Raw genomic sequence first — 25,073 nt, 5'->3', positions numbered from 1 at the left:
CACGCCCGACAGGAGGGAGTCCGTCTGACCTGCCTCGGGCGAAGGATAATGCTTGGCATCCGCTGCGGTGCGTCCACATGGCTAATTGACTGTCGGTCCACGAAGTCCGAAAGTTCGGCATGCTCCGTGCTCCCGTCGCCGATTCCGTGCTTGGGTCCATTCTCGTCGCCGTCATCCTCGGCGGGGTGATGCTGGTGCTTCTCTACCTATGAATGGCCAAGACGAACGAGTCATCTCGTCTTGCACAACCATTCAGGCCTTCCGCGCCGCTTCCGGATATGACATCCTTTGCGGATGATCATCCGAGACGAGATCAGCTACGCCATCATGCTGTCTGTGCTTGTCGCAGCGCTGGCGATCATTCTGTGGATCGCGAACGGCTGAAGGCGCTCCGAAGGCCAATTGCAAAATAAAGACGGCTCGGCCTGGTGATCTGTGCGGGCGCGCTTTGCATCGGGCCGAGTTAATTCAACGGACACGATCTAGAAAAACTCGCGAAATATCGCTGAGGCTCCGTTGTGTAACAATGCTTGCGGTTGAGTTATTTCCGCGTCGTAGCGGCCGGGGGAGGCAAGAACAGCTGGAAACGCCAAGTTAAGTCTCCCTTCACTGAATAGTGGATTCCTGATGTAAGCTGGGGCCCTTTGGAGCTTAGTCCCATGATGAAGGCTAGACGCTCACTCCGCATCGCTCGAATCTACGCCGCCTATGCGCTCCGGCGTCTGATTGGTTTACCGGATATGCTGGCCGCAGCCATGGAGAAGCACGCCCGCGGCGATTAGCAGAGCAGGAACGCCCCGTCGATGAGTACGGTCGGGGCGTTTTGACGGCGTTCAAACTGCCACAATCCGCATCGCTGCGAGGATCATCAGCAAAAATGCCTCCAGGGTGACGGCCAGGGCTATGACTTGTTCCGACATGGCAAGCTCTCAGGCAAGCGAGGGACCCCCTGAGAGCTAATGCAAGAAATCTCGTTCAGTTCCAGACAGTTGATGAAATAAAAAACAAAAGCGCCCGCGCCTGTCCATCCCAGGTCGCGGGCGTCTTGTGTCGTCGCCCCTTTCTCCGACTCATGCTCCCGCGCCAGAAGTCATGGCGCCCGACGCTGCATGCGCGTGCGGCGGCGCACCTCCAACTGGTTCGGGTTCGACTACTCTCAGACCATCGAACGAGAAGACAGAAATGAGGGAGCCGACCATGACCAAGCTGACCACTATCGTCGCCGCCATCGCTCTGACCCTGAGCATCGGCTTCGCCAGCACCGCCTCCGCGGCTCCCGAAGGCTTCAACAATTTTGATGGCGGCGCCTGCTACTGCATGGACCCGTGATCTCGATTGCTGTGGGGGTAACCGGCAAGGGGGCCGCTCAATGCGCCCCCTTTTGTATAGCGCCGAGATCACACGACATGGCTCGGCGCGAGGCGGCATTCCGTCGCGCCGCTTTCTATTTGGATCGTGGCGTGATGGATGCAAAAGCGACGATCGAGCTCTCGCGCGACGTCCGCCAGAAGCGGGTCGTCCAATCCGGCGTGTGGACGCACGAGATGCGCCGTCAATGCGGTTTCCGTCGTGCTCATGCCCCAGATGTGGAGGTCGTGGACTTCGGTGACGCCGGGCAGGCCTGCCAAATAGGCTTCCACCGCGGGTCGGTCTATTCCTGCCGGGACGGCGTCGAGCGCCAGATTGAGCGCATCGCGCATCACGCCCCAGCCGCTCCAGAGGAGGACGACAGCGACTGCGACGCTCGTTACGGGGTCGAGCCATAACCATCCCGTTTGACCAATAAGCAGCGCGGCGATGACGACGCCGAGCGACACCGCGGCGTCCGCCGCCATGTGCAGGAACGCGCCCTTGATGTTCAGGTCCTTTTCGCGACCGCGCATGAACATCAGCGCCGTCGCGGTATTAATGGCGATCGCGATCGAAGCGACCCAGAGCACGGTGCTGCTTGCGACGGGCGGGGGGTCGGCGAGCCGTTGCGCAGCTTCGACGAGGAGGCCGCCCGTGGCCACCAGCAGCAGGGAGGCGTTGCCAAGCGCCGCCAAAATCGATGCGCGCCGATAGCCGTAAGTGCGGGAGGCGCTCGGCTGGCGTGTCGCGAGCCAGGATCCGCCCCAAGCGAGGAGCAGCCCCAATACATCGGAAAGATTATGGACCCCGTCCGAGATCAGCGCGAGGGAATTCGACAGAAAGCCAAAAGCCAGTTCCGCAAGCACGAGCGCGAGATTGAGCGCGACGCCGAGAGCGAAGGCGAAATCATAGCCTCGCGGCGCGTGGGCGTGAGCCTCATCATGGCGGCGATGGTCGTGCGGCATCTCTATCGTCTAGCATCCTTCCACTGTTTCGCAGCAAAGGCGTCAATATACCCCGGGCATCAGCCGATAGGTGCGGGCGCGATAGGCCCGATAGGCGTCGCCGAAATGGTCTTCGAGCAGCGCCTCCTCGGAATGGATGCGCGCGATCAGCGGCGGGATGAACAGCGCCGTCAGCGCCACCCCCGCCAGCGAACGGAAGGTCAGCCCCCAGCCGAGCATCATCACGATAAGGCCCAGATAAGAGGGATGGCGAATGACGCCGTAAAGCCCGCCGGTCTCCAGCGTATGCCCCGGCTGGATCGCCACCAATCCGCTGAAGCGACGGCCGAGCACGAAAGTCGGAGCGAGGCGCAGAGCGCCGCCGGCGGCAAACAGCAAGACGCCAAGCCAGCGCACGCTATCGCCGTCAATCACCAGAAAGTCGTGGCGATCGGACCATGCCGGCAGCCAACCGGACAACAGTCCGATGATCAGAAAGGGGATGAAGATCCAGCGGTTGCTGCGATCTTCCCGCTCGCCTGTCCGCAGGCCTGCTTCGCTAAAGGAGCCGGCGACGGCGAGCGCGAAGCCGATCATCACGAGCGCGACGCGCGCCGGATGGGCGAAGAAGGCCGCGAGCCCGCCCCAGCCGAGAACCGCGAGGCCAAACCAGAGCAGCGACGAGAGGAGAATGATGAAGAGAAGGGCGGGCTTCGGCATGTTCGGCTCTCAACCATTCGCTTATCCGCGGGCGCTACGGCCAGGCCAGGGCGTTAAACTAATGCATGGCGGCCAAAGGCTGGTTGAGCGGAATATCCACCTGGAACCCAGCGCCATGGTCGGGCAATGTTTCGATCTTGACGGTCCAGCCATTCTGTTCGCAAATCGATTTGACCGCCGCGAGCCCAGCTTCGGACGGGATTTGCGACAGGGTTTGAAGCGAAGCGCTCGGTCCGTCCTTACCAACATCGCGCCCGCCAATCGCCAGCCGGATGCGATTATGTTCTTTGTTCAGCACCGCCGAAATGTTGATCTGAGGCGCGGCGGGCCTGCGCGCGACAGCCATAGATCTCTCGATGAGATTGCCGACGAGGCGCATGAATTGGTTGCGGTCAGCTTTTATCGTCAGATCGACCGGGACATTATTGGCGATCTTTACGCTGGCGTCGCCTTGCTGCGCGAGCTTTGCAATAATGAGATCGATTTCGCTTCTGAGATGAATAAATTCCAGATTGAGAATGGCGGAGGCTTCCAGGCTGTATTCCATCAGCGCGCCGACGAGCCGCTCGGCCCGCGACGCCGAGTCGAGCGCAATCTCGCCTGCGTTTGCCGCCGCCTTTGCGTCGCCCTGCGCCAGAGCCGTCGTAACGGCGTCGCAGCAGGACGCGATCATGCGTAAACGATCGCGCAAGTCGTGGGTGGCGAGATAGGCGAATTTCGAAACGCGACGCTTGGCCTCCTCGAGCTGGCTGCCTCGAAAAAGCAGCTCCAGCTCAGTCTGCTTGTATTTTGTGATGTCGAAGATGGTGACGGACAGATACGACGCCGCATCGGTCTCGATCCGGGATGTGCCGACGCGTAAGGTCAGCTCGTCGCCTTGCTTCGTTCGGCCTTTGATCTCCTCATTGTCTCCGACGATCCTCCGCCCCGGGAAATAGCGTCGAGGCACAGCAAGATTGCGATCTTTCGGGGACTTGAAAATGACGTCCACCGGCTTGCCCACCAATTCGCCCGGTGAGTAGCCGAACAAAGTTTCGGCGGCCCGATTGGCGAAGACGACGGCGCCTTCGCGGTCGACGAGCAACCGACTTGCGAAAGAGCTGTCGATCATCAGTCGGAGCCAGGAGTAGCCCTCGTCCATGTCGCGGGTCCCGTTTTCACACAGGGAAAACGTAGCTTTCGCCACGGTGTTTTCAACCGTTCGACGGCGTTAAACGCGTGTTTGGCTGCTGCTCTGAGCGGCGCGCGCGGTAGGTTATCAGCCAAACATGCGGCGGCTTCTGGGGCGTTTTGGAGAGCAGGGGCGCCACGAAGCTTCCCGGCTCGGCTTGCCTAACGGTAAGAGCGCCTATTTGTCGGCTTCGCAACACAGTGCGAAGCCTTGTACTCTATTGACAGGCTTTCCGCTGGGGCAGGGCAGGGCAGGGCATTGGCCTGCGACGCCGACGCTGCACACCCTGAATAAGGCGCGTCATTCGCGTAGACGCGGCGGCCTGATCCTCTGCTCCTTACGCCGGCGTGTCTGCTGGCCTGCTATTTGCAGCGATCGTGTCCATCTGCGTCTCGAAAAGGCGGCGGCGATGGCGTTCACCTCTATCTGTCACACAAGCGACGTGGCTGAGGGCGGCATGGGCCTTTTTCATGCCGGTAAGAAAAGCGTGCTCCTGGTTTGGCCCACGGGGGGTGAGCTCAAGGCCTTTCGTGGGCGCTGTCCGCATGCGGATATGCCGTTGACCGACGCGACGTTCAACGGGAAGACCGTTACCTGCCCGCTTCATCAATGGGGTTTCGACGGCGTCAGCGGCAAATGCGTGACGCATGTGGTTCGCAACGCCCTTCATCCCTACGACTTGCGCATTGAAGGCGATCAGATTCAGGTCGACGTTGGACCGATCAAGCCAGCACGTTCGCCGGCGGGCGTCACCTCCGCTTAGAAGATCAGGGCGAAGCCAGGAACGACGGCGGACAGGATGAATATTGAAATAGCAAGAGGCGATGTCGAAGCGTTGATCGCGCGTTTTCCTTCTCAGGAAGGCCTCGCCGCGCAACTGCGCTTCAGCGACCGAGTGGAGGTCAATCTATCGCATCTCTCCAGCGAGCAACTGGATTTCCTTGAAGAACGCTACCGGCGCGCGGGGCCAGAATTGCGCGCTCGCGCGGCGCAGCTCGCGACCTTGCGGGGCGCGTTGGCGACCGAGGGCGTCCGGTTCGAAGCCGGCGATCTCGAGGACGCGCTGCCTGCCTTGGTCAGATATCTGACAGTGGCGCCGATCCATGGCTGGCTGTTCACCGCAAACGTCACCACCAAGGCGTTGCCATATGTGATTGCGCGCATCGATTACGTGCCGGCGTCGAACGACGAAGCTGGAAAGATTCTGATCGAGTTGAAGGCCAACGCCAAGGGAACGCTCCAGTCGAGTCTCATCCGCATCATGGCGGGGGACATCAGCGGCCGCACGATCAGCGAGGTTCTCGCGGCGAAGGGATTCCTGCGCGAGACGCCGCAACTCGTCGAGGCCTTCGAAGCCGCGAGTGCGACCTATTTCGAGTGGCGCTCCCGATATGGCCAGCAATTCAGCGGCAAAGGCATCGGATTTCACGCCGAGGACCCGAGTGCGACGCATCGGGACACGGATTGGGCGCGTAAGGATATTGTGGTCCTGTCGACGAGCGGCGCCGACGCGCGCCTTGTCAATGATGAAGGCGTGCTCTCGAACCGCAGTCTGACGCTCGAGGCGCCGGGAGACATTCTGGGCCATTTCCTGCGCAAAGCCGGCAAGAGCAATCGCTTCGCAGCGGAGGACGAGATCGCGGAACTGCGCGGCCATATACCGGAGGGCCTCTTCACGCGCATTCCGGTCCATCCGTACATCTTGATGTTCCATCTCGATCTGCACCAGCATCTTTGGGTGCATGTCGATGAAATGCAGCCTTACCGCTATCAGCCAGAGCTCAAGGACAAGCTGGTGCTTCCGCCCGAGCAGACGGACCTGATCGACATTCTCACGGCGGAGATGGATCTGCTGATGGATGACATCGTGAAGGGGAAGTCGGGCGGAACTACCGTGCTGTGCGCCGGGCCGCCCGGAGTCGGCAAGACCCTGACGGCGGAAGTCTATTCTGAAATCATCCAGCGCCCGCTCTATCGCGTGCACTCGGGTCAGCTCGGGCTCAATGTCTCGACCATGGAGACGGCGCTCAAGGAGGTCCTCACGCGCGCGCAGCGCTGGGGCGCGGTCATGCTGATCGACGAGGCGGATGTCTATATCCGGCGGCGCGACGACAATATGGCGATGAACGCCGTCGTCGGCGTTTTCCTGCGGGTGCTCGAATATTTCAACGGCTTGCTCTTCCTCACCACCAACCGGGTCGACGACATCGACGAAGCCATCGTATCCCGCTGCATCGCCTTGATTCGTTATTATCCACCCGACGAGGAAGCCCGACGCCGCATCTGGCGCGTCATGTCGGATCAGTTCGCACTCGGCCTGGATGACCGGATCATCGACGCGCTGGTGCGCGCATTCCCCGAGGCGACAGGGCGCGATATCAAAGGTCTGACGAAGCTGGTCGCCAAATTCTGCCACCATAAACAGGTTCCGCCGGACCTGAGCGTCTTTCGACGTTGTGCGATCTTTCGTGGTCTCGATATGGCCGCAACGGACAGGAGAACCGATGCGGCGGCCTGACGCCGCTCGAACCAATCGCCGCTATCTTTGCCTGCTAACGAGCGCTTCGCCACATCGTGGAGGTGAGCGGCGCGCCGGGAAGCGTCGGAAAGGCGCTCTTGATGAGATCAAAGCCGAGTTTGAGATAGAGCGCGACTGTCCGGGCGTCCTGCGTTTCCAGATAGGCCGGCCATCCGTTCGCGTCGACTTCTTCGAGCAATTTGCGGGCTAGGATCGCCCCAATGCGGGCCCCGGCGCGACCGCCGAGAAAGTAGCCATGGCAATGCGGCTGTTTCGGCCGCAGGCGATCGAGCGTGGCCTGGATGCGGTACAGTTTGAATAGGCCCAGGGGATCACGGCAGGCGATGCGGAGATAATCCGGGAGGCCCCGCAAGGCGCGGCGGGTCGTCATCGGATAGGCCCCCGGCGGGTACCACAAAAGGACGCCGACAATATCGTCCGCAACCGCGACGTCGACGCGACCGAAAATCAACGCGTCCTCGACGATGGGGCGAAAAAGCCGGCGCAAAATCGCGCGTCTTGACGCGACGCGGGGAAAGGCGAAGTCGAAAAGCGGATGGTTTTGGAAGGTATCGGCAAGTAGAAGGATCACGTCGCCCTTGCGCGGGTCGGCGGGCGTCAGCCGCCGGATATCCAGATTAGAAATGCTCGCCTCCGCATCTTAAGATCGACCATCAACTTCGCCAGGACAATACGAAGCCGAGAACGGGTTCGTAATACGTGATCCTACCTAGTCCCGCGCGGTCCGCCCAACGACGGCGGCGCGCATGATCCATCCTGCAACTCTACCACCCAAGAATGAAAATTTCGATCAGGGCAAGAGCGTAGAGGAGCGCCACCGCGCCCATAACCGTTTTTTGGTTCATCATCGCCGCCTCCTCGATCAGATCGCTGAGATCTGTGATTTCACGCCGCCTGACGCTCCTTCGGTCCAACCCAAAAGCGCTTGAGCTCGGAGCGCCGCAGAACGTCGAACGCGACGACGCGGCCGATCACCTCCGGACCGAGGAATCGGATGAGATCATTCGCCCCGGAGACGGTCTTGTTGTCGACGCTTAGAATAATATCCCGCGTCATCAGGCCCGCTTCCCAGGCGGGGCCGTCGGGTTCGATGCTGATGATCGAGGCGCCCAGCTCCTGTCCGATGCCGAGCCGCAGCGCGATCCGACGCGGCACCGAGACCGTGGCGGCGGCGACGCCGATATGACCCCGTCGCACGCGACCATGCTGAAGAATCTCGCTCATGACGAATTCCGCCGTGTTGGACGAGACCGCGAAGCAAATCCCCTGCGCCGCTCGAATGATGGCGGTGTTGACGCCGACGACCTCGCCGGCGGTGGTGATCAACGGCCCGCCCGAATTTCCCGGGTTGAGCGCCGCGTCGGTCTGGATGACGTCTTCGATCTGACGTCCCGTTCGCGCAGCGAGGCTTCGACCGAGCGCCGATATGACGCCGACCGTTACGCTCGCCTCGAGGCCGAGAGGGTTTCCGATCGCCAACACCAGCTGGCCGCGCTTGAGGCGCGTCGAATCACTGAGTCTCGCGGCCGGCAAAGCCGCGCTCTCGTCGATGCGCAGCAAAGCGAGGTCCGTGTCGGGATCGTCGCCGAGGACGCGGGCCGAGAGCGCGCGCCCCTCCATCGTCGAAGCTTCCACGCGGCGGGCTCCGTGGACGACATGGCTGTTGGTCAAGAGCAGGCCATCTGGGGAAACGATCACGCCAGAGCCGGAGCCCGCCCGCTCGGCCCCGCGACGCACGTCAATTCGAACGACCGACGGCGAAACGGCCTCGACGGCGTCGCTGAGCATTCTCGAATAGGGATCGAGCCCGTTGGTCACGTTTCGCTCTAGCCTTTAACCGAGCTCCCCAGCTTGGCGTCCAAGGTGATCTCAGCGTTGAGGAGCTTCGATACCGGACAGTTCGTTTCAGCGGTTTTGGCCATCTCGACAAAAGCCGCCTCGTCGAGCCCCGGCACGCTCCCCCGTAGAGTCAAAGCTGAGCTTCGAATGCGGAAGCCTTGTCCCTCCGGCTCGAGCGTCACCGCCGCTTCCGTGTGTAATTCATCAGGCGTATGGCCGGCCGTCTGAAGCAGAAAGGCGAGCGCCATTGTGAAGCAGCCCGCATGCGCGGCGGCGATCAGTTCTTCCGGATTTGTCCCGCGTTCGTTCTCGAAACGCGTCTTGTAGGAATAGGGCGTATGCGAGAGCACGCCGGAATCGGTCGTCAGCTCCCCGCGGCCATCTTTGCCGGCGCCGCGCCAGACGGCTTGTGCTCTGCGGATCATGGGCCTCTCCTGCTTCGCGAAAACCGGCCCGTTGGTAGAATTTATGTGGACCGTCCAAGACAGTCAGAAGGCTCCAATTATTGTTGCAGACCCTGGAGGCAAGGCGGCGCCGGGCGGGGGGCAGGCAAGGCCATGCGCGCGTTTCTGTGGATGGCGCGCGGACGCGGTCCGTTGGGCAATTTGCCCGACATCCTGCCGATGAGGCGCGGTCGTCTTGGCGTTTCAGCCGTTCACTGATCTAATCATGGCGTCCTGACACTATTTGACGGCGGCGCCCATGCGGCTGATCTTCCGACTGGTTCTGCGTCTCACCGCGATTGCGCTCGCGTGTCTGGTTCTCACCGCAAGCTTCGTGATGGTCGACGCGCACAAGGCGATAGAGGCGGAAACGACGGCCTCGGCGGAGCGCGTCGCTCATGGGCTCGAGAATTTGTTCTGGCGCGCGATTTTGTGGCGCGCGACGATGCGGCGCGACAATGTCCTCCCGACGCCTGACTGGGAATCCTTTTCGACTCTCCGCCTCATCTCCCCGGGCGTGTGCATCTCTTACGCCCCGGCGGGGGATACGCCGCGCACGCTCTGCAGCCAGACCGAAAACGTTGGCTCGGCGGCGCCGCCATGGTTCTCCGACCTTTACGAAAGCGTTTTCGGCGCACCGGGCTCGGCGACGCGCCTCTTAACCGTGCGCGCGCCGGATACGGGCGTCGTCGTGGCCAGAGCTGATCCGCAAGCGGCGATTCGCCAGGCCTGGCGTCAGATTTCCGTCGTGCTCAGCGTCGCCGCGACGATGGCCTTCGGCATCTGCGTTCTTTCGGGGATCGCCATCTGGCAGGCGCTTGCGCCAACGAGAGCCATCGTCGATGGACTGCGCAAGCTTGGAGAAGGGGACTATCGCCACCGAATCGCTGTGTTCACCAAGGAGGAATTCGGCCTGATCGCCGCGGCCGTCAACGACCTTGCCGAACGTCTTGCGCAGACGACGGCCGAGCGGGTTGCGCTGACCAAGCGGCTGTTCGAGGTTCAGGAAGACGAGCGCCGCGCGCTTGCGCGCGATCTGCACGACGAATTCGGCCAGTGTCTGACGGCCATGATCGCCTTTGCGGCGGCGATCGAGTCTGGCGCGAAGGATCGGCCGGACCTGGCGGAAGACGCCCGCGCCATCGCGAAAGTCGCCAAACGTATGATGGCGTCATTGCGGGAGACGCTTGCGCGACTGCGGTCGCAGGATTTGGAGGAGCTTGGCCTTGAAGCCTGCCTCTTGCGCCTCGCCGCCAGCTGGAACGCGCGGACCGCTCCCAAGGCTGTTGTGCAACTCGGCCTCGTGGGCGATCTCGGGGCCTTGCCGATTTCGGTTTCGACCAGCGTCTACCGAATCGCTCAGGAATGTCTGACGAACGCCATGCGCCATGGCGCGCCGAAAGAGATTCACTTGCGCGTTGAGCGCGCCGGCTCGGATGAAGACGCCGTCTCCCTGGTCGTCGAGGACGACGGAGGCGGCGATCCGCAGAAAATCCACGCCTCCTCGGGGCGCGGCATTCTCGGCGTGCGCGAGCGGATCGCCGCTTTTGGCGGAAGCCTGTCGATCTGCAGCGCTGCGCGCGGCGTAAGGATCTCCGCGCGCATCCCCTGCGCGACCAGCCGATTGGTGGAAGCGTGAGCACGACCCGAATTCTTCTTGTCGACGATCATCCGATTGTGCGGGAGGGCTATCGACGCCTGCTGGAGCGCCAGCCGGGGCTGTCGATCGTCGCAGAAGCGGACACGGCGGCCACGGCCTATCAGGCTTACAAAGCAACGTCGCCCGATCTGGCGCTGATGGATCTCTCCTTGCCGGGCGTCGGCGGGCTCGAGGCGATCCGGCATATTCGGCAATGGGACAAAGGCGCGCGCATCCTCGTTTTCACCATGCATAGCGCGGCGGCTTTCGCGCTCAAGGCTTTCGAAGCCGGCGCATCCGGCTATGTGACGAAAAGTAGCGACGCCGCTGAGCTCGTCCGCGCGGTGACGATCGTCGCCCGGGGCGGTCGGGCCTTGAGCGACGACGTCGCCCGCGAAATCGCCGCTGAGCGGCTGGGCGACGGCGTCGCGCTCGCGAGCGAACTTGGGCCGCGTGAAACTGAGATCTTGCGGCTCGTGGCGTCTGGCCGCACCACGGAAGAGATTGCCGCGCTTCTCCATCTCAGCGCCAAGACGGTGCAAAACTACCACTATCAGATCAAGTCCAAGATCGGCGCGCGCACCGACGCGCATCTTGTCTGGCTGGCGATGGGCGCTGGCCTCGTCGAGCGCGACAGCGCCGTCTGATCTGATCTTGCAGGCCTGTTGACGTTCATCCGCGCGCGCAGGCGATTTGCCCAGGCGAGATCAGGCGCCGCGCCCAGGCGCGCTTCGTCGCTTCGGCGTTACGCTCTCTTTGGATGTGACGAAGTCGCGTCGAAGGGGAGGGCAAAATGCCGATGACTTCTACTTTTCAGGGGCTGCTGCGGGCGTTGGCGGCTGGGGTCATGGCGTTGGCGACGGCTCCCTCAGTGGGGTTAGGCGAGAATGCCCGTCCGATCCAACTTGCCGTCTTCGCAATGGAGCTCGACGATTTCAGCGCTGGCGGCCCCCTTGCCGGAGAAAGCCCGGCGGAAACCGCGCGGCTCGAGCGCATGACCGATCTGGCGCGCGAACGCCTCGCCAGCTCAGGGCTATTCGAAATCATCGATGGCCGTGCGTCGCGCCATGAGATGGCCAAGGAGCATTGGCTGCGAAAATGCAACGGCTGCGAGGCCGACGCCGCCCGCGACCTCGGCGCCGAAATGTCCTTCATCGGCTTCTATCGTAAGATCAGCGTGATGGAGCAAAATCTCGAATTTCGAATTCGTGACGCGCGCAGCGGGGAATTGCTGAATGTCTCGCAGACCGACTTGCGCGGAGAAACCGACGAATCATGGAGCCGCGCGCTGAAGTTTCTGATCAGATATGCGCTGGTGGAGCCGGAGCTGCGCCGCCGGTCGGCCGGAAGTCGGCGGGAAACGCCGCCGCTTTGAGGCGAGTGAGCTGTTCAGCAAAAGCTGAGTAGTTTTGTACTGCTAAGCGTTCGCTCGACCGTATCCTTTACAATAGAGGTGAAACCGCGTCCTTTACAATAAGAATCAAGATAGGGGGTGGTGGTTGTCACGTTCTGGCCTGACGCATAATCGTCTGTTTTCTCTTAGCTTCGCCGCAAGAATTGAAAAGGCGGTCGCACCTGGAGCCTCCCGTCCGCTATTGTAAGCGGGGCCAAGAGTCCTACGCACCCGCGAGAGTTTGACGTGCAGCTTTTTGATGCGTTGTGCTTATTGTCCTTGTGTAAAATATCCTGTAAAGTGAGATTATTAGCAGGTGGAGGATGTCATGAAAGTTTATTTGAGATACGGCCTTCTTGCCGTCGCGCTATCAATGGTCGCCGTGCCGTCTGCCGCTGAGGCGGCGCCGTTTGGGGGATTCTTGGGCTGGATTCTGCGGCCGATCTTCGTCCGTTTTCCTGGTCACCTCCCCAATCCGTTTCCTGGTAACCCGCCGGGAAATTTCCCGCCGCCCGGCCCGGGTTGCTGGTTCCGCAACTGTCCATCGCCGAACTGAGCACGGACAGGCGCGATACAGAGCCGATGTTATGCGCGAACTCCTGCCGGATGGAGTTCGCGTTTTTTTCTCTAGCACGGCGTCTGTCAGGGCCGGCGGACGACTTGGTGGCGCGTGAGGCGGGTCAACGGCCAGCCAATGCATTAGCGTGGCAATAAATTTTTGTTTTTGCGAGTAACGGGAGTACGTGCCGCGAGATTAGATGCTAGTCTGAAAACCGCGACGGCTTTTTTTAGTATTTATATGTCGCGCCAAGCGTAAGCTGATTGCGGTCATAGGTGTTGCCGACAAGGCTGGATATTTGGGAAAAATAATTGTACTCGAACCTGGCGTCGAGATTCCGCCAGATTTCATAAGAAACGTTCAGGCCGGCCTGCCAATAGCGATAGTGACTTGGATTGGCGTCCTTGACGTATTTGAAATCCAGATAGCCGCCGAAAACCGACGTCCGCCAGCTGCGTGATAAGGCGTAGTCGATCCTTACTTGCGACAGGAAGGCCTTTGCAGGGCTCCCAAGGACATTGCCGGTCGTTGGCATGAAGGCGTCTTGAATATATTGCGTGGCGAGAGCCGATATCGTCCACGCCCGTGTCGGGCTCCAAGAGGCGCTCCCCCCAATGACAGGCATCTCGACCGACTTGTATCGCGCCCCCTGATAGAATTGCTGCTGAAACCCGGCATAGACCTCGCCGCGCAACAAACGTTCGCCAGTTTCACGGTCCTCGCCCCGGTCAACCCCCAAACCCGCAACGGCCCGATAGCCATGCGCCGAAAAATCGGATGTGCCGAACGGCGTGGTGAACGGCGGGATTCCCTGGGAGAAGTCAGGTGCCGTGAAATTGTAAAAATCGCGAATGCTGCCAGAACCCTCGGAGAAGACGTAGAACGAGGGGATCAACCGGTAGCCGACCCGAGCAGTAACCCAGTTGACGAAATCGTGGCGCCGACTCGAGGCGTAATAAGCGACCCGCGGATTGATCGGCTCGAAATCCAGTAGCGCGGTATTGAGGCTCGCGCCGACGAACAGACGGTCGAAGCTCTTGAGCGCGGCGACGGACCCGGTCAGCACGTTCCACTTTTGCAGATCGCGTTTCCTGCCCAAAGACGATGCCGTCGATATCGGCAGCACGCCCAAGCCGCTCTCACCAAACAGAAACGCGCCAGAGCCATAGACGCTGGTAAAGTGATCCGCTTGCCCCTGGAACTTGACAAGTAAGTCTCGTCTCACTTCCCAGACATGGGAGAGACCCAGCTGCCCATTGATCAGATTGTAATTATTGACATCCGGCACCAGCGTGAGATCGCCGGAGCCATAGACCTTGGTTCGATGCATGCCGGTGTCGCGAATGGCGACAAACCTCGGCTGCAGACGTATTCCTGCGGCGGCGATGGGCTTGACGCTCGAATAATAGATATTGTCACTATAGGTCGCGCCGACGGTCATCTCGCCCGACAACATCCAGCCCGCGAGCGACACCCCATGATAGTTGCGGGTCGGCCGACGCCGAATTCTATGGGCGAAAGGGGTCGGCGCGAGAAGACTGAGCGTGTCTTCCTGGTAGCCAAATGCTGAAAAGCCGCTTCCGGAGCTCACCTGCGGCAAAATGACAGTCTGCGCCGCGCCATCGCGTATCGATAGCGCAGCACAAAAAAAAGCTAGGACGCCAAAGCGACGCCGATGTGATCTTTTTGCAAACACGCAACCTACCATGCGCAAATGAGAAAAGCTTAACTAATCATATGGCGTCCATGCTCTAATCCGTGATTCTTGCCAAACTTTGGCGGGAGATATTCGAAGCGCGCGTTCTGCACAAGACGTCTCCGCGAACCTAAAAATATCGCTCAGGCAAGCGAACGACGTCTCCGGGATAGACCAGGATCTTCGGAGATCTCGGACATTCGCGATAGCCCGTGTCGCCGAGACGCTGAATGAGAACCCGCGTTTCACTAGCGCGATAGGTGTGGCCCCCGGCGACCGCGACGGCGCTTTCGACGTTGAGCCCGCCCTGATAGGGGTACTCGCCAGGCTTTTCGACTTCTCCGAGCACGTAGAACGGCTTGAACGACGCAATGTCGACAGTGACCTTGGGGTCAATGACATATTGCGCCCGGCGCAGCCGCTCGGTGAGCAGCCGTTCAAGTTCGGCCTTCGTCATCCCGGCGACTTGCACGGTTCCAACGAGCGGCAGCGACAGGCTGCCCCCGGGGTCCACGAAATAGTCGCCGGTCAATTGCGCTTCGCCATAGACGGTGACATGCAGTCTGTCGCCAGCCCTTACCTCGATTGGTCCTGTGGCGCCGCCAGGCCCGATCTGATGCGACTCAATCCCGACGCAGGGCTCCGTGCTCATCTCGATAGTGTCGCAGCCCGCCAGACTCCCTGCGAGCAAAAAGCTCAACAGTATAGAATGCGTCTGTCTGAACGATCTAAAGCTCAACGATAAACACTCCAAATGGAATTCGCAATTTCTAATAATGCCACGCCCTCTTGCCCGCAAGTCATTTAGCCTGCAACGATAAAAGCGCGCTACTTCTCACAAGCGTTATAGTTAGCCATTGGTAAGACTGAGCGCCGCGCCGTCGGCGGTATCCAAAATCCACGAATCGCCGCCCTCGAGCACGACGGCTGTTAGTACATTCGTCGCGTAAGCGCCGGTGTCGGCGTTAATGCGGTTCGGCAAAATCTCGACAGTCGGAACGGCATTGTGCCCATGAACAATCGTTTTGCCGAAACGCTCGGAGGCGCCAAGAAACTCGTCTCTTATCCACAGCAGATCTCGCGGGTCTTGCTGATCGAGTGCAACCCCCGGGCGGACGCCCGCATGGCAGAAAAAATACTCCCCAAGCGTATAAGAGAGGCACGTTTGCTCTAAAAATTCCCGGTGCAGATCGGGAAGGTTGTGGCGCAGACGATCCTGCGCGGCTTTGAACCCCCGACCCCGCATGACCTCTGTAACTTCGACATTATAAGAGGCGAGAGTCTCGACGCCGCCGAAGTGGCGCCACTTATCTAAAACGCTCTCATCCTCGAGAAACTGAAGCATGACCGCTTCGTGATTGCCGCGGAGCGGGATGAAAGACGTCGGGAAGTTGTTCGACGCCAAGCGGTCGATCACGGTCGCGGAGTCCGGACCCCTGTCCACGTAATCACCCAGGAAGATCGTGAGCACGCTCTCGCACGGTCTTTCGATCACGTCTCGCCATATTTGCTCCGCGAGACACTCCAATAAATCCGCCCGTCCGTGGATGTCGCCGATCGCATAGACCCGGCAGCCGGCAGGCAGAAAGCTTTGATCCGCTCCCCCCGCTTGGCGTTGCTGACCTCGAAACAGCCGCCATGCCGATGGAAGCAGGTTGGCGGCGCCGCCAACGTCAAATTTGAAGCGTCGCAGATTTTGCAGCAAGGCATCGGCGCCCCAGGAGAAACGGAAAGCGTCGTCGGGCGAGGGGTCGATCGGAGTGGAGCGGTCCGGAAAGCCGATCATGTGAATAGCCTTGAACGAATGCATAAGCATTATACGGAGGATCCTCGCTCCGGCAAGCGCTTGGCGCGTCGCTCGCGTGTAAATAAATAAGAGCGCACGGCGCCTCTCCTCACGAGCTGGGAACTATTCAAGTCGCATCACTTGACCTTAGCAGAAGCTTGTCGCACGAAGTGATTTATGTCAATCGGCTCATTTGCTAACGAGGTAAGTAGTTTTACGTAAGCCTCTCCAGCGCCGAAAAATAGGCCGAAGGCATTTTCATATTGTGGCGCCACAGAGCGGCTGGCCTGTAATTTGTATCATTGCGGAACTGCAACATGGGTTGCGCGCTGGCGCTGACTATGCAACTCTAACTTATTGTGTACTGCGGCCCGGTTTTGAGACAACCGACTGCGCTTATTCAGGCGGCCAAGGGTAGCTCTGCGATGTTTGCCTTGGCAACCGAAAGCTGTTCGGCTCTCACCTGATCGGGCGTTTTGTAGCCGTGCCTGGCGACGAGCCAAGTTTTGTTGTAACGCGCGGCGAATTCGATGAGCGCCACCCTGAGGTCCTCGATCGTGCGGAAGGCCCTGACCCACAACAGGTTCTCCTTCAGCGTCCGGATGAAGCGCTCGGCGACGCCATTGCCCTCGGGCTCTCGCACGAAAGAGGGCGAGGCTTCAATTCCCAGGCATTTGACCTCGGACTGAAAATCTTCCGACATGTAATTGGACCCGTGATCGTGACGCAGTCTCAATCCGCAGGCGATTTCTGGAGCGATCGCGCCGAAGCAGCGTTTCACGCCCTGTCGAACAGGCTCCAGCGCCTCGAACCGATTGGCTGATTTTGCGGCGTGAACGCCGACGACCTCCGAGTTGGCGTGTTCGACGGCGACGAACACATAAGCCTTGCCTTCATCGGTCGTAACCGTTTGTGTCATGTCGGTTCCCCACATTTCGTTGACACGATCGGTGACGATCGTGCCGTCATGCGTCTTGGCCGACGCCGACACCACTCGATGCGGCGCAAGCAATCCATGTTCGCGCATCACGCGCCGCACCCGTCGGGGACTGGCGCGCACGCTGGAGACTCGTAGCCGCGCCCATATCTTCCGGTAGCCTTCGCCATGGAATTCAGAGGCCTCGATTTCGCGACGGATGTGATCCGCCAGTTCGGCATCCGAACATGCCCCAATGGGGCCGGGTCGACGTCGGGGAGTGTCTTCAGGCGTCTCCACGCGAGATCGATACACGGTTGCCCGCGACAGGCCCCACACCCGCGTCACGCGCGACAATCCATAGATGCGACCGAAAGACAGAGAACGAGCCCGGCTCATTTCCTCGGCCTCCGGCGGGCCAAAGGGCGTTTGTTTTCCAGGACGTCAATCTTGGCGTAGAGAAGCTCGTTATCCATGGTGATCTCGCCCACCTTGGCCTTCAGCCGGGCGATCTCATCGTCGCGGTCATCCCGCTCGCGCTCTTTCAGAGCCGAGGCGGCCCCCGCCAGAGCCCGATCCCGCCATTCGGTCAGCTTCTGGATGGTGACATTGGTCTCGCGAGCCACCAGTTCCAACGGCTCTCCGCGTAGGAGGCGGGCCACGACCGCCATCTTGCGCTGAACGGAAAAACGCCGGCCCCTGGCGCTAACCTTCTCTTCCTTGGTCACTTTCAAATCTCCGGTTGCGGTTCAAATTACCGCAGCCGGCTGTCTCACCTAACCGTGCCGCACCCCAACTCTAACTTATTGTTACTACGGCTCACTTTAAGGCTAAACATGTTAAAAACCGATCTGAGCTCGCAGGATGGTTTCTCGCTTGCCGAGGCTCATTGCGCTCTTTCCGAGCATAAGAAGATATGTCCCTATAACCACGTCGCCGCACTTGTTGTTCTCGACGCGGTTGCAATCGCTATCGTCGGCATTGTCGCAACCTGGTTCATCGGCTTCGCCCGCGACAGCGCGATGGAGCTGCAGCAATGGCAGATCTTCGCCATGACATTTGCGATCCTATTGCAGTTCAACACGGCGAAAGCGGTCGGCGCTTATGACGTCGACAAAGCGTTTGATCTCACGCCGTCAGTGAAGGCGTCCATTTGCGCCCAAGTGACGACCTTCGCCATGCTGGCGGTTGCAGCGGCGGCGGCAAAACAGGCCGGACACTATTCGAGGCTCTGGTTTTTCACCTGGGCGCTCGGCAGCGTGCTATCTGCTCAGGCTCTGCGCGCCTTTTTGGCAAAACGCTTCTACAATAGGATCGACGCTGGCCACCATATGAGCCGCGCCATGTCGATTGGCGTGGGCGGCGCGCCAATCGAGCGTGATGACATCGAGTTCGCCACGCAAAAGAAGGTGCGGGTCATCGTCGAACGGCGTCTCCAAAGCCACCATGATCTCGCGGCGCTGTCCAAGACCATTTCCGAACGGCAGATCGATTGCCTGTTCGTCTCCGGACCTTGGGAGGCGATCCCCGAGATCGCCTCAGCGCTCAGCTCGCTCAAACACCTCTCGGTAAGAATACTTATTCTCCCCCGCGAAAAAGCCCTGTCGACTATCCTCGACGCTTCGCTCTTCGATGGGGATCGCCTCGCGCTTTGCGTCAGTAATCAGTCGATCGCCGGTTGGGGGCTTTGGCTCAAGCGCGTAGAAGACATCTTTATTGCAGGCGTGGCGCTCGCTTTGCTGACGCCCTTGTTCATCCTCGTGTCCTTGGCGATCAAGCTCGAGAGTCCCGGGCCGGTGTTTTTTCGGCAGACGCGCGTTGGCTTCAACGGCGAAAGGTTCCAGCTGTGGAAGTTTCGGTCGATGTATGTCGAAGCCACGGACCCGCACGCGCAGATTCAGACCGCGAAGGGCGACAAGCGCGTGACCCGGGTGGGCCGCCTTATTCGCCGCCTGAGCATCGATGAACTGCCCCAGCTTCTCAATGTCATCGAAGGCGACATGTCGATCGTGGGGCCAAGGCCGCATGCGCTCGCGACCAAAGCCGAGAACCTCCAGCTCGAGGACGCTTTCGACGATTATGCCGCGCGTCACCGCGTCAAGCCGGGAATTACTGGCCTCGCGCAGGTAAGCGGTTTCCGTGGCGAACTGACCAGCCTGGAGAAACTACGCCGCAGGATCGACTACGATCTCGACTACATCAAACACTGGAGCCTTTGGCTTGATCTCCAGATCATCACTAAGACGGCGGTCATCGTCTTGTGGGACAAGAACGCTTACTGATAGAAAGATCCTCGAGACGAAAAGGGGCGCTTTCGAGGGACCTCCGCGTGAAGATGCGCAAAAACGACCGGATGCGTGCATGCCTAGTAGCGTAACTTTGGCGGAACTCTCTGCGGCCTCTCCGGCGTCATCCATGACCGCAGAGCGCTCATTCGACCGCAAGCTGTTTGCGGCCTTGATATTCGGCCTCGCCTTCGCGCCCTTCTGGTTGGGCTCCAACCGCCCGATCGCTTGGGGCGTAAATGCGATCTACTATGGTTCGCTCGCCATCCTTTATGAGGCCGCGCTGCTCTGGAGCGGCAGAACCCATCCCGTCGCCTTGCGCCGCATTTGGTTTCCCGCGCTCGCTTTCATGAGCGTCGTCGTCTGGTCGCTGCTGCAGACTGCGCCCTTTATGCCGGAGAGCTGGCGTCACCCGATCTGGCGCATGGCGAGCGACGCGCTCGGCGAACCGATTGCCGGCGCGATCAGCGTCAACCCCGACCTGACCGTTCTGGCGGTGACGAGGCTTTTAACCTGCGGCCTGGTGTTTTGGTTGTCATTGCAGCTCTGCCGCTCCGAGCGCCGCGCGCGCGCCATGGTCAAGGGAATCGCCCTGATTGGTCTCGGCTACGCGGTCTACGGGATCCTCGCCTTCTTTGTTTGGCCGGACACCATTCTCTGGTTCGACAAGGAGCATTATCGCGACTCGCTGACGTCGACGTTCGTGAATCGCAATTCCTACGCGACCTACGCCGGAATTGGCTTGATCTGCGCATTGGTCTGCTCCCTGCGCGCCTTCGAGCGTTCGTCGGCCCCAGCCGGTGTTAATGCTGGCCAACGGATTTTGGCGCTAGTCGCAGCTGCCTTTGGTTCAGGGGGGTGGTGGACGGTTTGCGCCTTCATCCAAGGCGCTGCGCTTGTTCTTAGTGGCTCACGTGGGGGAATTGCTTCCTCTCTAGCAGGCGTGATCGTTTTCATGGCTCTTGTAGCATTCCGTGGACGGACGGCGCAAATGACTTCAAACGCGGTTCTCCTGAGCGCAGTCACATTGATCGCTACGGTGTTCGTCGTCTACGGAGGTTTCCTCGGAGAGAGATTGAGAATCGATGGGTTATATTCCGAAGATCGGCTCACGGTTTATAAACTTTCCTTGTTAGCAATAACGGATGCCCCATGGCTCGGAACCGGTTACGGTGCCTTTCAGGATGTGTTTAAGATGTATCGTGACAGTACATTGCCTCCGCTTCTCTTTTGGGACAGGGCACATAACACATACATTGAATTACTGCAGGGCTTAGGAATCCCTGTCGCGCTTCTGTTTGTCATTGCTGGCGGGGTTATGGTGAAATTCTGTGCAACGAGTGCACTGAAAAAAAATGATCGAATGCTAGCGCCTCTGGCGGCAACCGCCGTGAGCGCCGTGGTCAGCTTGCATGCCTTTGTGGATTTTAGCCTGCAGGTTCAGGCGATAGCGCTAACCTGGTCAGCATTGCTGGGAGCAGGAATCTCGCAGTCGGTCTCCCTAGGCGGCCTGGAACGGCGGGAGTGGAGTCAGAAGGGCTCGTCTTGGGTTGAAAACCAAAGATCTTAGGGGCGGGTTCTCCCCTTACGCTTCCGCTCGTCGGAGAACAAAACTACCAGCTGACCGTGTCGGTTTTTAACCCATAGAGACAAAGCTGACGGAATTGAAAAATGAACAATCCTCTTCTAACGCATAAGCTAGCGGGTCCGGGCCCAATGAGCCTGGCTGATAAAGTTGACCTCCGAGAAATACAGGATTTTTTTTGGCGCCGCTGGAAGAATATAATGTTGGTGGCCGCAGTGGTGGTTGCTGTTTCGGTCCTCGTATTGATGACCATCCAACCCCGCTACACTGCAACTTCGCAAGTTTTTCTTCAGCCACGAAAGGAGAAGATTCTTGGCAATGATCAGCTTGTCGCGGAGCTCAACCTCGAAAGCAGCAACGTTGACAGTCAGGTTTCGGTTATCCAGTCAACGGGTCTCCTTCGCCGCGTCGTGGAGAAAGAAAATCTCGTCTCAGATCCAGAGTTCACCGAGGTTGGGTTTTTCGCGCGAATTTCGGGTTTTTTTGAAGGAGAGGCCCCAGACAACGGAGTGGCCCAAAAAGCTAGCAAGGATGAAATACCCCCGCAGGTTGCTCGCACCATAAAGGGCTTTCGTGATGCAATTGATGTTTCCCGTGTCAACCGGACTTATGTCCTTTCCATCTCGGTCACTTCGAAGGAGAAAGTGAAGGCCATGCATCTGGCCAACGCGATTGCGAATGCCTTTGTGGAGGATCAGGTCGAGGCGCGATACGAAGCTGCAAGACACGCTGCAGTTTGGCTTAGCGAGCGCATCGAAGAGTTGCGAGAACAAGTGCGAAAATCTGAAGAGGATGTAGCTAATTTTCGGCGGGAACATAATCTTGTGGCAACGTCTAGCGAGGGAAAGACGACTGTCACAGAGCAACAGCTTTCGGAGCTAAACGAGAAATTGATCATAGCTCGAGCGGACGTGGCTGAGAGGCGCGCCAAGTACGAACAGGTAAAAAAAGTTGTCACAGGAGGGGGAGATATACAAGGAATACCTGACGTCGTTCGCTCCGATGTGATTACGAGGTTGCGTGATCAAGAGGCTGAGGTCGCCCGTAGAGAGGCCGATCTGTCAGCCCGATATGGACCACGTAATCCAGCGTTGATCAATGCGCGGGCAGAGCACCGTGATATTGAGCGCTCGATAACCGCTGAGGTTAAGAGAATTTTGCTCAATTTGAGAAACGACTACGAGGTTGCTGAGGCTCGAGAAAGATCCCTCGAATTTAGCCTTAATGAAGCTACTGGCAAGACGGGCATAGATAATAACGTTGGTGTAAGATTAAGAGAGCTGGAAAGAATCAATGCGGCAAACAAAGCAATATTCGAAAGCTTCTTAGCACGGTCGAAGATTACGCAAGAACAGTCCGGCTTAGAGGAGCGCGAAGCAAGAGTGATTTCACCTGCAACGAAGCCTTCGAAGCCGTCCTATCCGAAGAAAGGCTTGTTCCTTGGTTTGGCCGCCGGTTTAGGGATTATCCTCGGAATTTTTGGTAGCGTCGCGCTGGACCGCCTTAATCCAGGTTTTGCAGCTGCAAGGGAGATCGAAGAAAAGCTAGGTTTTCCCGTGCTAGCCTCCGTGCCATTGCTAAACGAGAAGGATCTGCGGATAAATGATAGATCAGTCGATTCCGTCGATTTCGTTCAAATAAAGCCTCTATCCCGATTCGCTGAGGCGGTCCGTGCGGTTCGCGTTGGCATCCAGATCGCGGACGTTGACGTGCCCCCAAGAGTAATTCTTGTAACCTCTTCAATCGCCAGCGAAGGCAAATCCACGTTGGCGCGCTGCATTGCCGCCTCTGCCTCAAAAAGCGGACAAAGCGTGTTGCTTATTGATGCCGATATGAGACATCCATCAAACAGTAGATTTTTTGACCATGGCAATACAAGCGGGCTGATGGAGGCGCTCACTGATGCGCTACCACTTGCAAATGTGATTTCGCAAAAAAGCGGATTCTTTTTTCTGCCGGCGGGCGGCAAATCACAGAACCCGCCGGATATATTGGGTTCCGCGCGCATGAAAAATCTCATCGAAGAGGCTAAGGCGCGCTTCAGTTTGATCATCATAGACTCCCCTCCAGTTGAGCCTGTGATAGACGCGAAGGTTTTGGCAAACGTTTCCGATAAGGTTGTATTTGTGGTGCGTTGGCAATCAACCCCCCGAGAAGTGGTCGCTCGAAATCTGGAGGTCTTCAATAAAGCAAGACTTATCGCTGGGCTCGTATTAACTTGCATAGATGAGCGTAAGACCTCAAGGTACGGAGCTTATGCGTATTACCCTGCCCGGTATTACGGCAAATATTATGAGAACTAGGATGGGCGATGCGACTGAAAAATCGCTAATGCTGACTATATCGGCTTTAACTTTCATGGCTGGAATTATGACAGTTAGCTCTCTGATAAGCGACTCTTCCAAGACGGAATTCCCGATAAGTTCTCCTGGCGTCGGTGCAGCATCGACAGCTGACGAAGATCGCCTGAGGGAGAAATTGAAATCGAGGCCTGCCTCTGGCATTGACTGGCTAAGGTTAGCCGAGGTTCGGTTCAATCGACTGGGCATGGATGATCTAGCGCGCTCGGCTCTCCAAATGTCGGAGCTCACTGAGCCCAAAGAGATCGATTCAATTGTAGGTCGTATATCGTTTTTCTTTTCAATGTGGGAAGCTTTGCCTCCCAAAAAACAAGCATATGCCCTGAGTGAGCTGACCGCGTCTTTGCCTTCGATGTACCCTGAGCATGTTCAACTGATACGCGTTTCGTTGCAAAATATGCCTCCGGCATCCCGACAAGTGATCAGAAAGAGACTAATCGTGCAGGGCGGAGAGCAGCCATGGATGAATGCACTTGGATTCTAAGTTTTGTAGCAAGGAAGGAAAGCTAAGCGATAGTTCAGGGTGGGAGCGTTTGATGTATCAAGATCGCGCCGAGGAGGGTGAAAAGCTCGCCGTCGTAAGTAAATGTTCCAGCAAGATATTGATCTACGCAATAAATTTCGCCCCAGAAGTTATTGGCTGTGGCAAATACACGGGTGAACTCGCCCAGTATTTAGCCTCGCGTGGTCACGAAGTCGAGGTCGTCACAGCGCCTCCCCACTATCCTGGTTGGTATGTAAGAAAGCCATATCGATCTTTTCGCTACATAAAGGAAACAATTGCTGGGCCGATCAATATAACCCGTTGTCCAATGCTTATGAAAAGAGACGGCGGTGGGATCTGGCGTTTGCTCGCACCTTTTTCGTTTGCTATCTCTGGAGCGGCGGCTGTCGCACTGCGGGTACTCTCCTTTGAGCCAGACGTCGTGCTGTGCGTCGAGCCAACACTGTTTGCTGCGCCTGTGGCCCTGCTAATCTCAAAGATAAAAAGGGCCAAGTGTGTTCTGCATGTTCAAGACCTTGAGGTCGATGCCGCTTTCCAGGTCGGTCATTTGAGAGGCAAACATATACGCTGGATTGCACTTTCAATCGAAAGGACATTACTGCGAGGATTCGATAGAGTTATCACTATATCAGAGGCTATGCGAACCCAGCTTATCAAGAAGGGTGTTCCCCCATCCCGGGCAGCTGTTGTTCGGAACTGGGTAGATACAGATAGGATAAAACCCCTCGATAGAAATCTACCCAATCAATACCGCACGCAGCTCGGTCTGGATAGCCAAAAGTTCGTTGCACTCTACGCCGGAAATGTAGGCCCAAAACAGGCGCTAGATGTGGTGATCGCTGCCGCACGCAGACTTCGCGAGCAAAGGGGAATCCACATTGTAATCGCTGGCGAAGGCCCATCAAAACGCAGCCTTGCCGACGCCAGTCGCGGCCTTCCAAACGTATCGTTTTTGCCTCTTCAACCGCCAGATTGCTTGAATGAGTTGCTGGGGATGGCGGATCTGCATTTGCTGCCGCAGCAGAAAGGAACGTCCGAGCTGCTCTTACCTTCAAAGCTTGGCCCGATGTTAGCCAGTGGACGACCAATCGTTGCAACTGTTGATCCTGGAAGTGAGTTGTTCCAAATTCTGACTGGTATCGCCTTGACCAGCCCACCTGGCGACGATGCTGCTCTTGCAGAGACCATTCGTAAAGCAAAAAGCCAAGATCATGAAAGGAGAGTTGAAAGAGGTGTTTTACTCGCGAAGACTCTAGCCGGTTCGCACCTGTTACCGATACTAGAGCAAGAAGTAGTCCATGCTGCATACACAAATTGCCGAAGCTAAGGGAGATCCACATTAA

At 58.6% G+C, this 25,073-nt stretch carries 20 protein-coding genes and 1 pseudogene; 11 read left to right on the top strand and 10 right to left on the bottom strand.

Annotation, left to right across the window (positions count from 1 at the left end; all coding sequences use genetic code 11):
• Positions 1-1,197 precede the first annotated feature (1,197 nt).
• Positions 1,198-1,329: a hypothetical protein gene (locus ACETII_RS02635; protein ID WP_472786997.1), complete on the top strand. Its 132-nt coding sequence runs from the start codon at positions 1,198-1,200 to the stop codon at positions 1,327-1,329.
• Between the two features lie 68 nt (positions 1,330-1,397).
• On the opposite strand, the gene ACETII_RS02630 is transcribed toward ACETII_RS02635, so the two are convergent.
• Genes ACETII_RS02630 through ACETII_RS02620 form a run of 3 tightly spaced genes read right to left on the bottom strand, consistent with a single transcriptional unit; the run spans position 1,398 to position 4,155 of the window.
• The gene (locus ACETII_RS02630) at positions 1,398-2,315 is read right to left on the bottom strand and encodes a cation diffusion facilitator family transporter (protein WP_472786996.1); all 918 of its coding nucleotides are present in this window, start codon (positions 2,313-2,315) and stop codon (positions 1,398-1,400) included.
• A gap of 42 nt (positions 2,316-2,357) precedes the next feature.
• Positions 2,358-3,014, bottom strand: a complete 657-nt coding sequence (locus tag ACETII_RS02625; RefSeq protein ID WP_472786995.1) for a methyltransferase family protein — start codon at positions 3,012-3,014, stop codon at positions 2,358-2,360.
• Between the two features lie 58 nt (positions 3,015-3,072).
• Positions 3,073-4,155: a PAS domain S-box protein gene (locus tag ACETII_RS02620; RefSeq protein ID WP_472786994.1), complete on the bottom strand. Its 1,083-nt coding sequence runs from the start codon at positions 4,153-4,155 to the stop codon at positions 3,073-3,075.
• A gap of 439 nt (positions 4,156-4,594) precedes the next feature.
• Between ACETII_RS02620 and ACETII_RS02615 the strand changes: the two genes are divergently transcribed.
• Complete coding sequence (locus ACETII_RS02615; RefSeq protein WP_363349475.1) at positions 4,595-4,948, top strand: Rieske (2Fe-2S) protein; 354 nt, start codon at positions 4,595-4,597, stop codon at positions 4,946-4,948.
• Between the two features lie 36 nt (positions 4,949-4,984).
• Positions 4,985-6,703 (top strand): AAA family ATPase, encoded by a 1,719-nt coding sequence (locus ACETII_RS02610; RefSeq protein WP_472786993.1) that lies wholly within the window; start codon positions 4,985-4,987, stop codon positions 6,701-6,703.
• A gap of 34 nt (positions 6,704-6,737) precedes the next feature.
• On the opposite strand, the gene ACETII_RS02605 is transcribed toward ACETII_RS02610, so the two are convergent.
• The 3 genes from ACETII_RS02605 to ACETII_RS02595 form a co-directional block, all read right to left on the bottom strand.
• Positions 6,738-7,295, bottom strand: a complete 558-nt coding sequence (locus ACETII_RS02605) for a hypothetical protein (RefSeq protein WP_472786992.1) — start codon at positions 7,293-7,295, stop codon at positions 6,738-6,740.
• A gap of 314 nt (positions 7,296-7,609) precedes the next feature.
• The gene (locus tag ACETII_RS02600) at positions 7,610-8,542 is read right to left on the bottom strand and encodes a S1C family serine protease (protein WP_472786991.1); all 933 of its coding nucleotides are present in this window, start codon (positions 8,540-8,542) and stop codon (positions 7,610-7,612) included.
• Positions 8,543-8,550: 8 nt separating this feature from the next.
• The gene (locus tag ACETII_RS02595) at positions 8,551-8,988 is read right to left on the bottom strand and encodes an OsmC family protein (protein WP_363349471.1); all 438 of its coding nucleotides are present in this window, start codon (positions 8,986-8,988) and stop codon (positions 8,551-8,553) included.
• A 277-nt stretch (positions 8,989-9,265) separates the two neighbouring features.
• Here ACETII_RS02595 and ACETII_RS02590 point away from each other — a divergent pair, with 277 nt between their 5' ends.
• The 3 genes from ACETII_RS02590 (at position 9,266) to ACETII_RS02580 (ending at position 12,020) form a co-directional block, all read left to right on the top strand.
• A complete protein-coding gene (locus ACETII_RS02590) occupies positions 9,266-10,645 on the top strand; it encodes a sensor histidine kinase (protein WP_472786990.1) in 1,380 nt (459 codons plus the stop codon).
• Positions 10,642-11,292, top strand: coding sequence for a response regulator (locus tag ACETII_RS02585; RefSeq protein ID WP_472786989.1), 651 nt, complete (start codon positions 10,642-10,644; stop codon positions 11,290-11,292). The genes ACETII_RS02590 and ACETII_RS02585 overlap by 4 nt, the downstream gene beginning before the upstream one ends.
• A 146-nt stretch (positions 11,293-11,438) precedes the next feature.
• Positions 11,439-12,020: a DUF3280 domain-containing protein gene (locus tag ACETII_RS02580; protein ID WP_472786988.1), complete on the top strand. Its 582-nt coding sequence runs from the start codon at positions 11,439-11,441 to the stop codon at positions 12,018-12,020.
• An 806-nt stretch (positions 12,021-12,826) separates the two neighbouring features.
• On the opposite strand, the gene ACETII_RS02575 is transcribed toward ACETII_RS02580, so the two are convergent.
• The 4 genes and pseudogenes from ACETII_RS02575 to ACETII_RS02560 form a co-directional block, all read right to left on the bottom strand.
• Positions 12,827-14,188: an outer membrane beta-barrel protein gene (locus ACETII_RS02575; RefSeq protein WP_472788210.1), complete on the bottom strand. Its 1,362-nt coding sequence runs from the start codon at positions 14,186-14,188 to the stop codon at positions 12,827-12,829.
• Positions 14,189-14,423: 235 nt separating this feature from the next.
• On the bottom strand, positions 14,424-14,945 hold the full coding sequence (locus ACETII_RS02570) for a polysaccharide biosynthesis/export family protein (RefSeq protein ID WP_472786987.1): 522 nt from the start codon (positions 14,943-14,945) through the stop codon (positions 14,424-14,426).
• A gap of 198 nt (positions 14,946-15,143) precedes the next feature.
• The gene (locus ACETII_RS02565; RefSeq protein ID WP_472786986.1) at positions 15,144-16,079 is read right to left on the bottom strand and encodes a metallophosphoesterase family protein; all 936 of its coding nucleotides are present in this window, start codon (positions 16,077-16,079) and stop codon (positions 15,144-15,146) included.
• A 400-nt stretch (positions 16,080-16,479) separates the two neighbouring features.
• Positions 16,480-17,729, bottom strand: a pseudogene (locus ACETII_RS02560) (IS3 family transposase).
• Positions 17,730-17,831: 102 nt separating this feature from the next.
• On the opposite strand from ACETII_RS02560, the gene ACETII_RS02555 reads away from it, so the two are divergent.
• The 5 genes from ACETII_RS02555 to ACETII_RS02535 all read left to right on the top strand — a co-directional run bounded on the left by ACETII_RS02555 (position 17,832) and on the right by ACETII_RS02535 (position 25,057).
• Positions 17,832-19,277 carry an exopolysaccharide biosynthesis polyprenyl glycosylphosphotransferase gene (locus tag ACETII_RS02555; protein ID WP_472786985.1) on the top strand — a complete coding sequence of 482 codons (1,446 nt, stop codon included), beginning with the start codon at positions 17,832-17,834 and terminating at the stop codon, positions 19,275-19,277.
• Between the two features lie 133 nt (positions 19,278-19,410).
• On the top strand, positions 19,411-20,850 hold the full coding sequence (locus ACETII_RS02550) for an O-antigen ligase family protein (RefSeq protein ID WP_472786984.1): 1,440 nt from the start codon (positions 19,411-19,413) through the stop codon (positions 20,848-20,850).
• Positions 20,851-20,951: 101 nt separating this feature from the next.
• Positions 20,952-23,168, top strand: a complete 2,217-nt coding sequence (locus ACETII_RS02545) for a GumC family protein (RefSeq protein ID WP_472786983.1) — start codon at positions 20,952-20,954, stop codon at positions 23,166-23,168.
• 1 nt (position 23,169) lies between these two features.
• A complete protein-coding gene (locus ACETII_RS02540) occupies positions 23,170-23,709 on the top strand; it encodes a hypothetical protein (RefSeq protein WP_472786982.1) in 540 nt (179 codons plus the stop codon).
• Between the two features lie 52 nt (positions 23,710-23,761).
• A complete protein-coding gene (locus ACETII_RS02535) occupies positions 23,762-25,057 on the top strand; it encodes a WcaI family glycosyltransferase (RefSeq protein ID WP_472786981.1) in 1,296 nt (431 codons plus the stop codon).
• Positions 25,058-25,073 lie beyond the last annotated feature (16 nt).

Source organism: Methylocystis sp. NC52PC (assembly GCF_055698645.1).
Note: the sequence above shows the minus strand (reverse complement) of the source record. Positions and strands in the feature narration are given on the sequence as shown.